A 12,507-nucleotide genomic window follows, 5' to 3' on the forward strand; every position below is an offset into this window, starting at 1 on the left:
CCTTGAGTTAAGCGTAAGCGTTTCAGTCCTGCCGGACATCCGCCACCAGTCCTGATGTCAGCGCGATCAGTTGAGGCGCCGTGGTGCTGAACGTATGCGTGGGCGATCCGGCCGCTGCCCAGACCATATCGTGCTGCAACAGATCGCGGTCGATCACCACGGTGACAGGGCATGGATGGCCGATGGGGGAGACGCCGCCCACGGCAAAACCGGTTCTCTCCTCCACCCAGACGGGATCGGCGTTCTTCACCTTGAGGCCGAGCATTGCCCCCACCTTGCCCCGGTCAATCCGGTTTGCGCCCGAGGCGACCACCAGCACGATGGCCTCATCGGCGCGAAAGACGATGGATTTGGCGATCTGCGCAACCGAGCAGCCCACCGCCGCTGCAGCGTCGGCGGCGCTATGCGTGCCGGCGGGGAACTGTGCGATGCTGTCCGGGTGACCGGCAGCCAGCAGCGCTTCGCGTACCCTTGCGATCATGTCCATACTCTGCCTCTCTTTGTACAAGCTCAGACCAACATCCGCCCTTCGGCGGATTTGACCGCGCTGCCGCCGATCATGACCGACAGGTTGTCGCCATTCCTTCGCGTTGCCATATGCACGCGGCTGGGCCGCTGCATATGCACACCCTGACGGCTGACCATGTGCCCGGCCTGCCCGGGCGACACCAGCCCATGGGTGACGAGATAGGCTGCCAGCGGACCGCTGGCATTGCCAGTTGCGGCATCCTCGGTCACGCCGAAGCCCAGCATGCGGCTGTAGACCGTGGCGTCATCGCCGCCCGGCTCCTGCGAGAAGATCATCACGCCGCGTCGGATCAGCCCTGCCGCGTCGATCAGCCGACCCATCGCGGCGCGATCGAGCTGGGCTCTATCCACTGCGGCGCGGGTTTTGACCGGGACCATCAGAAAGGGCGCCCCGCAGGACACTTGCTGGATTGGCGCATCGGCCAGATCATCCATCGTCAGTCCCATGGCCGCGGCAGCCGCAGCCCGATCGCTGATGGAAGCATCCAGCCCGGGTTTCTGCTGCTGCATCCAGGCAAAGCGCAGGCGCCCGCCTTGCCACTCCAGATCGACGCGGGTGGGGCCGACCCCCAGTTGCAGCGTGATCGAGGGACGCCCGGCAGGGATCAGCCCGCGCTCTGCCAGAGAGAACACTGTCCCGATGGTGGGGTGGCCCGCAATGGGGATTTCCGCACCGCTGTTCATCGCGAAAAAGCGGATCTGGATATCACATCCGGGCAGGGTCGCCGGGAATATAAAGGTGCATTCCGAATAGTTGATCTCACGCGTCATCGCCATCATCATATCCGGCGACAGCCCCTCGGGAGCGGTGAACACCGCTACTGGATTGCCACTGAGCGGCCTGTCGGTGAACACATCATAGACCTCATAGGGCCGCCCTGTGACAGGGGCCGGGCTTGCGCCGGTTCCTACAGCCATGGCGCCAATGACCGCGCCTGATGCAGCCAGAATGCCCCGCCTTTGTGCCAGCATATGTATCGTCCCTCTGTTTTGTGAGGTGGAAGCTGGCGCCAGCGCGGTTGCCATAACATGGGGCATTCGCCCCCATCGGTGCATGACATGATGGTGCTGTTCTCTCGCCTATCCGATCTACCCCTGACGTCTGGCAAGGCACGCTCCCCAGAAAAGGCTGGAGAAGAACCACGTTGGTTGGCCGAAGCCCGCCTCGCTGAGCAATTGGGCCACTGTCTCTTCCGAAGCGGGAGGGTCGGCGCCTTCCAAAATCTTGCCCAGCTTGGCGTGCACCTCTTCGGCGGTGGCACCATGCATCCGCCAGCGTTCGCCCCAGGCAGAAAGCAACAGCGGATGCTCGGCATAGGCCAGGCGATTTCCCGCCACGATCAGCGGTGCGCCGGGCGCCAGGCGATCGGCAATCGAGGCCAGCAAGCGCTGTTTGGCCTCGTCTCCCGGCTGGTGGTGAAGAACACCGATCAGCGTTGCGGCGTCAAACTGCTGCCCCTCCGGCAGGTCATCGACATAGCCGAGATGGAAATGGGTTCGCGCCGCCAGTCCCGCCTGAGTCAATTGCTCCACGGCAAGGTCCATCATTGGCGGAGACGGGTCCACGGCGGTGAAGTGCCAATCCGGCCCCAGCCGGTTTGCCGCGACGATTTCCTGACCGCCCCCGCCTGCGCCCACAATGAGCATATGCGCTTGCGCGGGATTGCCAAGCGAGGCCGCTATCATGCAGGCCGCCAGATCATGGCAGGCATCGTATCCGGCAAGGGCGATCCTGCTCTGTGTCTGGTATTCTCCGGCCCGAAGCGGGTCGAATTTCTGCGCGGGGGTTGATGGCTGAGTCATGACCGGCTCCCGGCGCAGACGCCGCTATGGCTGCGCTCCACCGGGCCGGTCAGCAGCACGCCTTCGCCACGCCATGCGACATGGAGCATGCCGCCATCGCATTGCACCGCAACGCGGGGGCCGAGCAAGCCGCGCCGAATGCCATTGACGACCGCCGCGCAGGCGCAGGACCCCGAACCGGGGGATAGGCCCGCGCCGCGCTCCCAGATCCGCAGACGGATATGGGCAGGATCGATGACCTGTACCACATGCACATTCACCCCCTGCGGGAACAACGGGTGGTTCTCGATGGCCGGGCCGAAGGTATCGAGAGCGACCGCCTCGGCGTCCTCGACGAAGAAAGTGCAATGCGGATTGCCCATGCTGCAGGCAGCGGGCGCGCCATCGAGCGGCAGGATCAGCGTGTCCATGGCGCTGGCTAGCGGCACATCGGCCCAGTCGAGCGAGGGCTTGCCCATATCGACGGCAATCAGGCCATCTCCGTTCCGCGAACAGAGCAGCAGTCCGCGCGCGGTCCTCACGCTCACAGTATCGGAGCCGATTTCCTCCATCAGCTTCAGCGCGGCACCGCGCGTCGCACTGCCGCAGGCGTCCAGCGGTGAGCCATCCGCGTTCCAGAAGGTCAGACTTGCCGTTGCATCGGCGCAATCGGCAAGCGTGGCGAGCTGGTTGAAACCGATCCCGCGCTGGCGATCGCCCATCAGGCGGACAAGCTCCGGACCGATCACCATGTCGCCGCCGCGCAGGTCGATCAGCACGAAATCATCGCCATTGGCATGCATCTTCTCAAAGGCGATCGGGCGATCGCCGCCATCACCGCCAGCCGCCCGCGCGACGATGTGATGATGCTCAACCTCATCAGGGCGTTCGAGCAGGAAATGCTCATCCTCGGGATAATAGCGCGCTTTGGCCACCTCTGCTCCGGCAAAGGCGCGGATCGCGTCCATGGAGGGCCACCAGCTCAGGGTCGTGACCTCGGTCGATCCGTCGCCCAGATCGCGCGCCAGCATTTCACAGCCCAGATTGCCGGGCGTTGCCGCGTAATCCCGAATGCCGGTCTGCGCGATATAGTGGACATAGGCTTCGCGATCCGCGGTCCTGATGCGTGAAGACCAGCGGCGCAGAATGGAGGGTGATGATCTTGGCAAGGGTCTGGCTCCTTTCCCGAAAGGCAGTTCTATGCATGCAGACAGGCGAAAGGTCCTTCAACTGTCTGTCAACACGGTCGGCACGACCGACATGCCGACCCGCAGGCGATCAAGCCCGGGTTGCGCCGGGTCGATCGCGATGCGCACGGGAAGGCGCTGGGTGATCTTGGTGAAATTGCCGGTGGCATTCTCGGGCGCGATCACGGCAAAAGAAGCGCCTGAGGCCGGGGCAATGCTTTCGACATGCCCGGTAAACGTCACATCGGGTGCGGCATCGAGGCGGAAGGTCACGCGCTGGCCCGGATGCATGCGTGCTAACTGCGTTTCGCGAAAGCGCGCCTCGACATAGGCCAGCCGCACAGGCACCACGGCCAGCAGGGGCGTGCCGGACTGGACATAATTGCCCACCCGCAGTGTGCGCTGGCCAACGACCCCATCCACCGGCGCATGGATCTGCGTATAGGAGAGGTTGAGGGCTGCCGCGTCGACGGCGGCCTGCGCTCGGGCGACAGTGGCTTGCGCTTCTTCCCATTGCGCGCGCAGCACCGGCGTCTGGGCGCGGGCGGCGCCATGGCCTGCCTGATCACGCCGGCTGGCGGCCTGATCGGAGGCCAGGCGGCTGTCAGCCTCCTGCTGTTCCTGACGGCTGGCCGATCCGTCGCGGGCAAGGTCCCGATAGCGCCCGGCATTGGCTTGCGAGAGCATGACGGCCGCGGCATCGGCCTGGGTGGCGGCACGGGCCTGTTCGATCACATCATCCTGACGGACCAGTTGCCGCTGCAGGCTCTCGGCTCTGGCCTGCGCGGCATGTAGTTCGGCTTGCGCTGAGGCCAGAGCGACCTTGTAATCGCGGTCGTCAAGCGTGGCCAGCAGGTCTCCTTGGCGGACCGTCTGATTGTCGGTCACCAGCACGCGGGCGATCTGGCCCGAGATGCGCGGGGCCACCGTGCTTGAATCGGCCAGCACATAGGCGTCATCGGTGGTCTGGGCAGTTGCGCTGCCCTCGTCATGGGCAGCCGACCAGGTGGCGCCCATCAGGGCGACGGCGGCGAGAGCGCCGACGGCGATCTTGGCGGGAAGGGGCATGGGCATGATCGTTGTCCTAAGCTTTCTTCGCCGGGGGCGGCGGTGGAACATGCTTGAGCGCAAGGGTGGGAATGATCAGCAGGGCGGCAAGGCAGGCTGCGAGCCCATAGGCATCGGCAATGGCACCGGTGATGGCCTGGGTTTCGAGCAGGGTTGGGTTCTCGTGCTGTGCCAGCCGCCCGGCGCGGTCGGCGAGAATGCTGAGATGGGCCGCCGTGCCGGTGACCAGCAGGCGCTCGACAAGTGCCGCGCCGATCACGCTGGCCAGCGTCTTGAGCGTGTTGATCAGCCCGGCATAAAGCGCGCCCTCAGTCGGTGAAATCAGTGTGCTGACCGAGACATAAAGAAAGGGCACGATGGCCAGCGGTTGGCCGATCATCTGGCAGGCCTGGGCCAGCCAGAACTCACGAACCATCCAGCCATCGGTGACCTGCGCGCCCAGCCAGCATGATGTGGCGATCAGCGCCAGACCCATGGCAATCACATGGCGCGCATCGACCCAGCGATGATACAGCAGGGCGGACACGAGCGGCGCCAGCAGGATTTGCGGCAGGCTGATGATCAGGCCGATGGGTGCGATCTGCAGCGGGCGGAAATGCTGGACTTCGGCCAGATGGGCGGCGGGCAGCAGTGCGCTGGCAACCACCACCATGAGGATGCCGACAAAAAGTGGCAGGCCTAGCCAGAAATTGCGGCGCGACAGCATCTGCAGCTTCATGAAGGGCTGGGGGTGATGCCATTCGCTGATGACAAAGATGCCGATCAGCGCGGCACTGGCCAGAGCGGCGCCGAGGATCAGCGGCGAATGGAACCAGTCGAGCCTTTCGCCCTCTTCGGCCACGAATGCCAGAAGCATCAGGCCGAGCGGGCCGCTCGCCAGACCGAGCCCATCGATCTCGCGCAGCCTTTCGGGCTTCACCGGGTCCTGCGGCAGGCCCCAGCCCACCATGGCCAGCACGATCAGCCCGACCGGGATCACCTGCCAATAGGTCAGTCGCCAGTCGTTCCAGCCATCCATCCAGCTTGCGGCGAACCACAGGGCCAGATTGGGCGAGAAGGTGGCGGTCAGCGAGTAGAAGCCCAACCCCTGCAGCTTGATCGCGGGTGGAAGAAAGCGCAGTGCTGCTCCCATCAGCAGCGGGACCATTGCCCCGCCCGCCACCCCCTGAACGGCGCGCAGCGCCAGCAACCAGCCGAAGTTCGGGGCCAGCGGCAGCAGCAGGGCAGAGGTCAGAAAGACCAGCGTGATCGCCAGCAGAAAGCGGCGCAGCGAAAAGGTGGCGGCAAACCATGATGCGATCGGCATGGCACCAAGCTGGGTGGCGGCGTAGATGGTGCCGAGCAAATGGGCATCGTCGCCTGCGAGACCTCTTGCTCCCGCGACATCGGTCAAGGTCACACCGGTCACCCGGTCGTTGAGGCCCGACATCATCGCGGCAATCAGAATGCCGGCAAGGCCTGTCGCCAGACGGAGGTTCCAGACTGGCGCCACGGCAACGGCTTGCCTGGCATCGGCAGCGGGTGCCGCGCCGGCGACAGATGCCGCCGCCGTCATGCCGATGGAGGCGTCCAGCCGCCACCCAGAGCCTTGTAAAGCGCCGTGATCGCAATGGCGCGTTCGGTGCGGGCGTCAATCCATTCCGCTTCCCGGTCGAGCCGCGCCCTTTCGGCGACAAGAACATCAATATAGCCCGTCGCGCCCGCGCCATAGCGGCGTTCGGAGACATGGGCGGCAGCGCGGCTTTGCGCCACGCCTTCAGTGGTTGCGGTCAATCTGGCATCGGCTGTGCGGAGTATCTCCAGCGCATCGTCGATCTCGTGCCAAGCGCGCAGCACCGTTTCACGATAGCGCAAGGCGGCAATTTTCTGCTCTGACTGCGCCAGTTCGAGCCGCCCTTTGAGGCGGCCCCCCTGAAAAATCGGCAAGGACAGCACCGGTCCGGCCACGAACTGGCGTGCGTTCCACAGTGGGAAGTCCGTCGCCGTGACCGACTGCAGGCCAAAGCTGCCGCTCAGCGTGATCGAAGGATAGAAATCGGCCTTTGCCGCGCCAATCCGTGCTGTGGCGGCATGGAGCGCGGCTTCGGCGGCCTGAATGTCCGGGCGGTGCCGGGCAAGGTCGGAGGGCAGGGCGGCGGGCAGCGTGGTGGTTTGCACGCTGACCGTGGTTGGCACAGCCAGCATGGCGTCGAGCGCATGCGGTTCGAGTCCCGCGAGCAATGCCAGTGCATTACGGGCCTGCGCCGCCTCGCGTTCGGCGAGAGGCAACTGGGCATCGATTGCGGCAAGCTGGGTGCCTGCAGTCGCCGCATCGAACCGTGTGGCGGCCCCGCTCGAAAGGCGGCGCTGTGCGATATGCTCTCCGGCGGCGACGGCCTTGCGGTTGTCATGCAAGATCGTCAGGCGCGCCTCGGCGCCGCGCAGCCGCATATAGGTCCGGGCCACTTCGGCGCTCAGCGAGATGCGGGCGGCATCGCGCTGAAGCACGGCTTCCTGTGCTTCGGCGCGGCTCGCCTCGCGAATGCGGCGGGCCTTGCCCCACAGGTCCAGTTCCCAACTGGCGTCGAAGCCGGCCTGGAACAGATCATAGTCATCCGATTTCGAACTGGTCGGCAAGGTCGAGGTGCCGAAAGGATCACCACCGCCTGCAGCGGAAGCGGAGGGGCTCCCCGCGCCGGTCAGTGCAAGGATGCCGTTGGGGCTGGCTCTTTCGCGCTGATAGGAGCCTCCGCCAGCGATACGGGGGTGTCCGACAGCGCCGGCGATACGATCCTGCGCACGGGCGCTGCCTATGCGGGCACTTGCCTCGGCCAGATCGAGATTGCCGCCGAGCGCCTGTATTTCGAGCTGGTCGAGCACCGGATCATGGAAGCTTTGCCACCATACGGCGCCGATCGTGCCCTCCTGCCCCAGCATGGTGCGCGCTGCGGATCTGGTCGCCTCGGGCGGTGTCAGCGCCGGGAGCGGGGAGTGATCGGGGCCGAGTGTGCAGCCGCAGACCGCGAGGACCAAGCTCGGCACCAGAATGCGGAGGGCGCGCATGGATCAGCGATCCGCCGGTGGGAGCGCTTGCGGGTTGGTGTCGATCGGCTCTCCGGCAAGCAGACATCCAGCCATGGCCAGAGCTTCGGCGTCACTCGCTGTCACCAGCATCGGATAGCCCCAGAATTTCTCATAGGAGGCAGCGCCAATCTCGGCGGCGAGGCGGTCGCCGGCTTCGGGTGCGACATAGATCAGCGCCAGCACATAGCGCTGCAGAGCTTGACGATGCCTCTTCATCCAGAGTGCGAGGGTCTTGCGTTCCTTGTGATCCTGCTCCAGCCGGTGAGCGCCGCGACCGATCAGGACGAAGACTTCGCATCGGGCCAGAAAGCCTTCGAAGAGGGCAAGGCTTTCCTCCAATCCGCCCGGGCTGACTTGATCATAGTCCATCCGGACGATTGGAAAAGGAGCAGCTTTCAAGCGCATAAGGATGCAATCCAATGAATGTGCGGTGCACAAGCATTTAGCGCGATAATCCCCGGCCGGATCGCGTCAATCAGCCATATTATCGTTCGATCTCGCCAAAATCAGGAAGGCGGCGTGGTGCGCGTCGGACGTTTCTCGGCGCGGGCAAGATAGCGGTTCGGGGAAGCGCCCAGGATCTTTCGAAACATCGCGATGAAGGCGCTCGGGGTTTCATAACCAAGGTCGAATGCGATGGTCTGAACGCTCACGCCGCGCGCAAGCCGCTCCAGCGCCAGCATGATCTGAAATTGTTGGCGCCAGCGCACAAAGGACATGCCGGTCTGTTCCAGAACGAGGCGGGACAGGCTACGCTCGCTCATGCCGATACGCGATGCCCAGACGCCCAGTTTCGCACGGTCTGCCGGATCCGCAGCCCACCCGTCTGTGACTTTGCGCAGACGCGGATCGGCAGGAACAGGCAGGTGCAATTGCTCAACCGGCGCGGTGGCCAGTTCGTTCAGCATGGTCTGAATGAGCGGGGCAGGGGGGCCTGTCTCGTCATAAAGGGGGGGTAGTTCCGACACGGCGCGAATTAGTTCTCGCAGCAGCGGTGAGATCGCCAGCGTGCAGCACTCATCTGGTAGCGCCGAGATGATGGCTTCATCCATGAAGACGAGATAGATTTCGACATCGCCTGTGCAGCGCACGCTATGGCTGATCCCCGGGGGAATCCACAAGGCGTTGTGTGAGGGCACGAGCCAGAGCCCGCTCTCGACCTCACTGGTGATAAGCCCTCGGACAGAGAGCAACAACTGTGCACGGCGATGGGCATGACGATCTTTTTGCCATCCTTCGTTCACGATCATGGAGGAAATCGGCCGCAGGAGGTTATAATCTTCAAAGGCATCCTCGGGATCGGCGTTCCTTTGCATGAAATGATTCCAGTGTATTTTCTTCGTTTCTCGTGGCATAAATATTTATTTTGAACGCCGACTTCACGTCGTCAGAAGGTGATGTCCTATCAAAGTGATATCGTTTCCATGTAGTCTGGCGATGACGAGAGGTTCGTCCTGAATAGCCGAAAAATTGAAGTGTGAGGATCGGAATCGATCCCCGGCCGGATTGGGCTGACAATCATTGCGAGAGATAAGCTCATGATCGAAAATTGCAACCGCGACCTGTGACTTTAGAAGTATGGTTGAATTCCAGTAAGAACTATCCGCGCGGCGTGGGCCTCATTGTGATCGGCATTGAGGCCCACGCCGCGCGGAGTTTCGTCAGATGATGCCTTGTCGTCCGTCTTCGCTTAGCTTCAGGATCGGCCGCCGGGGCAATGTTTCAGGCTGTACCCGCTCCCATAGCGTTTCCGAGCCGGTTTCCCTGGCTTTTTGTTCTTCGCGCATGATCCAGTCTTCAGCGCTTCTGATCCTTTGTGGGTGGATTCCGTCAAGCAAAGCGTAATCACGGGTGATGATCCTGTGTTTCCACTGGTTCCAGAAGCCTGTGAAATTGTCCTGGAAACTCATCGTGCTCTTGTCGGCAGGATCGGCGTTGTATCCGGCCGGCTGGTGGGCGATGGTAGGAATGCGGGAAAAATAGGTTTCGAGATCGATGTCGACAAAACGGGCAGGGTGGCCCGTCACGCGTTCGAACGCCTCGGCCAGATCGGCATAGCTGATGTCATCGATCCCGACTTCAAGATCCATGCCATTGGCGCGGTCTCGGTTGTCGAAGAGCCAGCGTGCGTAATAGGCGCAGTCGTCAAGCGCGACATGCACCACCGCGCCGTCACCGAGCGGAACACGCCATGTCAGGACCCCATCCTCGATCCGGGGCGTCATCGGCGTTCCGCCTGAAAATGCCATTTCGATATAGGGGCCGGTGGTGAACAGGGCGGCGCCCATCCGGTCGCCATTGGTTTGGTTCTGGCTCAGAATCCAGTCGCCCACCCGGCCTTTGCCGTCATAATGCCCGGTGCGAAACATCGAGCGGTAGCCAGATTTCTTGAGCGTATAGTCAAGGTTGCCATAGACGAAGAACGCCACGCCCTCCTCAAGGGCAAGTTCATAGCAGCGGATTGCCCAGTAAGTTTCGGTTTTCTCGCCAGCATTGAAGCCGTCGATGTTGATGTAGGCACCCTGGCAAGCGCGAAAGCCTTCGCGCAGCACCGCTTCGTCGGCGAACGATCCTTCCAGGAATGAGACATCACCCATGGCCGCCAGTGCCTTGGCGCGCGGGGATGTGGAATCCCGCGTCAGCGCCAGCACGGAATAGCGGCCGTCTTCCACCAGGCCACGCACCACTGGCAAGCCTTGCGCACCGGTCGCGCCAATCACGAAAATTCGAGAGATGTTTTGCATGCCGACTCCAATCGCTTGCGAGATGTGCAGTTAACTCTCATAATGAGAGTGTATCAACTCTTATTATGAGAGTTAATGCGTGAAAGGCTTTTTTGGCGATGCGTTCCAAGGGATTTGAGGGAATGGCCTGTTCGATGGCCGAGGTGATGGGGGCCATGGTGGATCGCTGGGGTGCGATCATCATGCGCGACCTGTTGCTTGGCCTGACGCGCTACGACGATCTGCAACGCTCATCGGGTGCGACGAATGCCACGCTGTCGGCGCGGCTGAAGGAGCTGGAGCTTTCAGGGCTGATCGAGCGTCGGCAGTATCAAACGCGCCCGGACCGCTTCGAATACGTGTCCACCGCCAAGGGGCGTGATCTGTCTTTGGTCGTGATGGCCATGGTGCAGGTCGGCGACACATGGCGGCGCGCCAGCGGGCAGGAGGCGCCGCTGCGCTTTATCGATGCAAGTTCGGGTCAGGATGTGAGGCTCACGCTGACAGTTACGGGCGCCCAGCAGCCCGGCCATGCGCCCGATATGAGGATTGAAGCCGGCCCGGGCGGCGATGAGATCATGCATTGGAGGATCGAGCGTGGCGCGGATGAAAGAGCCAGCCGGAAAAGCCCTTGAAACAGGCCGCCAAGGCAAAGCTGCTCTGCGGAGTTGCATGATGCCAAAATGATTTTGCCGAATGGAAAATGTCCTCTGCAGGCTGCCTTGTTATGATGGGAGGCACTCTGGATGGAGGATGCTCATGAAACTCTATTATGCGCCCGGTGCCTGTTCGCTTGCGGTCCTTATCGTTGCGGAAGAAGGGAAACTGCATCTCGATCTTGAGAAGGTGGATATCAGAACCGCGCCTCATCGCCTGCAGGATGGTACTGATTTCAGCACCATCCATCCCAAGGGCTATGTTCCGGTGCTGTTGCCCGAGCAAGGCCATGCCCTGACCGAAGGTGTGGCCATCCTGACTTATCTGGCCGACCGCAGTCATGCATCAGAGGTTGATCGAGCGCGTCTGATGACCGACCGTTATCGCGGCCTCGAATGGCTGACCTTCATCGCAACGGAGTTGCACAAGAGCTTCAGCCCCTGGCTCTTCCATCCGGAATATGGTGAGCAGGCCGCTGCTGTGGCCCGATCCCGCATTGCGCAGCGGTTCGATTATCTCGATGCGCATCTTCGCGAGCATGAGTATCTGCTCGGCGATACCTTCCACGCAGCCGATGCCTATTGCTTTGCCATAGCGCGCTGGGCGCCGGGCAAGGGTATCGATCTGGAGCCCTGGCCTGCGCTGGCGGCCTATCTGGAGCGTATCGCCGCCAGACCAGCCGTGGTGGCTGCCCTGGCGCGTCACGGATAAGGCGAGACTGCCAAGATCTTTGCAGTTTCGCAAACCACGCTTGCCAGACGGTCATGGCACTGATCGCGATTGGCGCGCTAGATTGCCTTCAGCAAGCCGAGGATTTCTCATGACATTTCAACTCTACGGTTTCTGGCGTTCGAATGCGGCATTTCGTGTTCGCGTCGCGCTGGCTCTCAAAGGCCTCGCTTTCGAGGAGATCGATGTCGATCTTTTGTCAGGCGACCAGTTCGATCCTGCCTATGCTCAGGTGAATGCCGCGCATATGGTCCCCACGCTGGTGCATGATGGCCATGCGCTGTCCCAGTCATTGGCCATCATCGAATATCTTGAGGACATCGCGCCGCAACCCCGCTTGCTCCCCGAAGATTCGCGGGAGCGAGCCTATGCCCGTTCTCTGGCGATGATTCTGGCGGCAGACGTTCATCCTTTGACCGTGCCGCGCGTGCGCAGCCATCTGGCAGAGAGCTTCGGTGCAGATCCCGCAGCCATCGAGGCGTGGTGCCGACATTGGACGGGCGAGGGCCTCGCCGCCTATGAGCGGTTCCTGACCCTGCGCCCTGCGGTCCCTTTTGCTCTGGGGGCGGAGCCCACGATCGCCGATATTGCCATCGCTGGCCAGATTGCTCTGGCGGATGTCTATGGTATGAATAGGACGGCCTTCCCGAGGGTGGCAGCTTTGGGTGCGGTCTGCTTCTCGCTCCCGGCTTTTGCTCAGGCCCATCCCTTTGAACAGGCTGGCTATCGTGCTGTTCGCATGCATAATTAGACCCTAAGCCGCAAGGGAC

The 12,507-nt window shown here is 62.7% G+C and carries 13 protein-coding genes; 3 read left to right on the forward strand and 10 right to left on the reverse strand.

The genetic code is table 11. From position 1 onward, the window contains the following. Window positions 1-22: 22 nt before the first annotated feature. The 10 genes from HGK27_RS28150 to HGK27_RS28195 all read right to left on the reverse strand — a co-directional run bounded on the left by HGK27_RS28150 (window position 23) and on the right by HGK27_RS28195 (window position 10,372). Window positions 23-487: a YbaK/EbsC family protein gene (locus tag HGK27_RS28150; protein ID WP_206244105.1), complete on the reverse strand. Its 465-nt coding sequence runs from the start codon at window positions 485-487 to the stop codon at window positions 23-25. A gap of 23 nt (window positions 488-510) precedes the next feature. Beyond that, window positions 511-1,500, reverse strand: coding sequence for a PhzF family phenazine biosynthesis protein (locus HGK27_RS28155; protein WP_206244106.1), 990 nt, complete (start codon window positions 1,498-1,500; stop codon window positions 511-513). A gap of 117 nt (window positions 1,501-1,617) precedes the next feature. Further along, a complete protein-coding gene (locus HGK27_RS28160; protein ID WP_206244107.1) occupies window positions 1,618-2,331 on the reverse strand; it encodes a class I SAM-dependent methyltransferase in 714 nt (237 codons plus the stop codon). Then, a complete protein-coding gene (gene dapF / locus HGK27_RS28165) occupies window positions 2,328-3,113 on the reverse strand; it encodes a diaminopimelate epimerase (RefSeq protein WP_206245599.1) in 786 nt (261 codons plus the stop codon). The genes HGK27_RS28160 and dapF overlap by 4 nt, the downstream gene beginning before the upstream one ends. Before the next feature lie 423 nt (window positions 3,114-3,536). After that, complete coding sequence (locus HGK27_RS28170) at window positions 3,537-4,571, reverse strand: HlyD family secretion protein (protein WP_206244108.1); 1,035 nt, start codon at window positions 4,569-4,571, stop codon at window positions 3,537-3,539. Window positions 4,572-4,581: 10 nt separating this feature from the next. Next, window positions 4,582-6,120 (reverse strand): MFS transporter, encoded by a 1,539-nt coding sequence (locus HGK27_RS28175; RefSeq protein ID WP_206244109.1) that lies wholly within the window; start codon window positions 6,118-6,120, stop codon window positions 4,582-4,584. After that, a complete protein-coding gene (locus HGK27_RS28180) occupies window positions 6,117-7,607 on the reverse strand; it encodes an efflux transporter outer membrane subunit (protein WP_206244110.1) in 1,491 nt (496 codons plus the stop codon). Before HGK27_RS28180 ends, HGK27_RS28175 begins: the two co-directional genes overlap by 4 nt. Before the next feature lie 3 nt (window positions 7,608-7,610). Next, window positions 7,611-7,997 (reverse strand): hypothetical protein, encoded by a 387-nt coding sequence (locus HGK27_RS28185; protein ID WP_206244111.1) that lies wholly within the window; start codon window positions 7,995-7,997, stop codon window positions 7,611-7,613. Between the two features lie 137 nt (window positions 7,998-8,134). After that, window positions 8,135-8,944 (reverse strand): AraC family transcriptional regulator, encoded by an 810-nt coding sequence (locus HGK27_RS28190; RefSeq protein ID WP_206244112.1) that lies wholly within the window; start codon window positions 8,942-8,944, stop codon window positions 8,135-8,137. A 345-nt stretch (window positions 8,945-9,289) separates the two neighbouring features. Next, window positions 9,290-10,372, reverse strand: a complete 1,083-nt coding sequence (locus HGK27_RS28195; RefSeq protein ID WP_206244113.1) for an NmrA family NAD(P)-binding protein — start codon at window positions 10,370-10,372, stop codon at window positions 9,290-9,292. Window positions 10,373-10,494: 122 nt separating this feature from the next. Between HGK27_RS28195 and HGK27_RS28200 the strand changes: the two genes are divergently transcribed. The 3 genes from HGK27_RS28200 to maiA all read left to right on the forward strand — a co-directional run bounded on the left by HGK27_RS28200 (window position 10,495) and on the right by maiA (window position 12,488). After that, window positions 10,495-10,986 carry a winged helix-turn-helix transcriptional regulator gene (locus HGK27_RS28200; RefSeq protein ID WP_322099060.1) on the forward strand — a complete coding sequence of 164 codons (492 nt, stop codon included), beginning with the start codon at window positions 10,495-10,497 and terminating at the stop codon, window positions 10,984-10,986. Window positions 10,987-11,110: 124 nt separating this feature from the next. After that, a complete protein-coding gene (locus HGK27_RS28205) occupies window positions 11,111-11,719 on the forward strand; it encodes a glutathione binding-like protein (RefSeq protein ID WP_206244115.1) in 609 nt (202 codons plus the stop codon). A gap of 109 nt (window positions 11,720-11,828) precedes the next feature. Further along, window positions 11,829-12,488 (forward strand): maleylacetoacetate isomerase, encoded by a 660-nt coding sequence (gene maiA / locus HGK27_RS28210; RefSeq protein ID WP_206244116.1) that lies wholly within the window; start codon window positions 11,829-11,831, stop codon window positions 12,486-12,488. Window positions 12,489-12,507: the final 19 nt, after the last annotated feature.

Origin of the sequence: Novosphingobium terrae, from assembly GCF_017163935.1 — a bacterium.
GTDB lineage: Bacteria > Pseudomonadota > Alphaproteobacteria > Sphingomonadales > Sphingomonadaceae > Novosphingobium > Novosphingobium terrae.

Bases quoted from the DNA above. Each gene is read 5' to 3' on its own strand.
- HGK27_RS28150 (WP_206244105.1), bottom strand. From the start codon at position 487: ATGGACATGATCGCAAGGGTACGCGAAGCGCTGCTGGCTGCCGGTCAC.
- HGK27_RS28200 (WP_322099060.1), top strand. From the start codon at position 10,495: ATGGCCTGTTCGATGGCCGAGGTGATGGGGGCCATGGTGGATCGCTGG.
- HGK27_RS28205 (WP_206244115.1), top strand. From the start codon at position 11,111: ATGAAACTCTATTATGCGCCCGGTGCCTGTTCGCTTGCGGTCCTTATC.
- HGK27_RS28170 (WP_206244108.1), bottom strand. From the start codon at position 4,571: ATGCCCATGCCCCTTCCCGCCAAGATCGCCGTCGGCGCTCTCGCCGCC.
- HGK27_RS28160 (WP_206244107.1), bottom strand. From the start codon at position 2,331: ATGACTCAGCCATCAACCCCCGCGCAGAAATTCGACCCGCTTCGGGCC.
- HGK27_RS28195 (WP_206244113.1), bottom strand. From the start codon at position 10,372: ATGCAAAACATCTCTCGAATTTTCGTGATTGGCGCGACCGGTGCGCAA.
- HGK27_RS28175 (WP_206244109.1), bottom strand. From the start codon at position 6,120: ATGACGGCGGCGGCATCTGTCGCCGGCGCGGCACCCGCTGCCGATGCC.
- dapF (WP_206245599.1), bottom strand. From the start codon at position 3,113: ATGCATGCCAATGGCGATGATTTCGTGCTGATCGACCTGCGCGGCGGC.
- maiA (WP_206244116.1), top strand. From the start codon at position 11,829: ATGACATTTCAACTCTACGGTTTCTGGCGTTCGAATGCGGCATTTCGT.
- HGK27_RS28180 (WP_206244110.1), bottom strand. From the start codon at position 7,607: ATGCGCGCCCTCCGCATTCTGGTGCCGAGCTTGGTCCTCGCGGTCTGC.
- HGK27_RS28185 (WP_206244111.1), bottom strand. From the start codon at position 7,997: ATGGACTATGATCAAGTCAGCCCGGGCGGATTGGAGGAAAGCCTTGCC.
- HGK27_RS28155 (WP_206244106.1), bottom strand. From the start codon at position 1,500: ATGCTGGCACAAAGGCGGGGCATTCTGGCTGCATCAGGCGCGGTCATT.
- HGK27_RS28190 (WP_206244112.1), bottom strand. From the start codon at position 8,944: ATGCAAAGGAACGCCGATCCCGAGGATGCCTTTGAAGATTATAACCTC.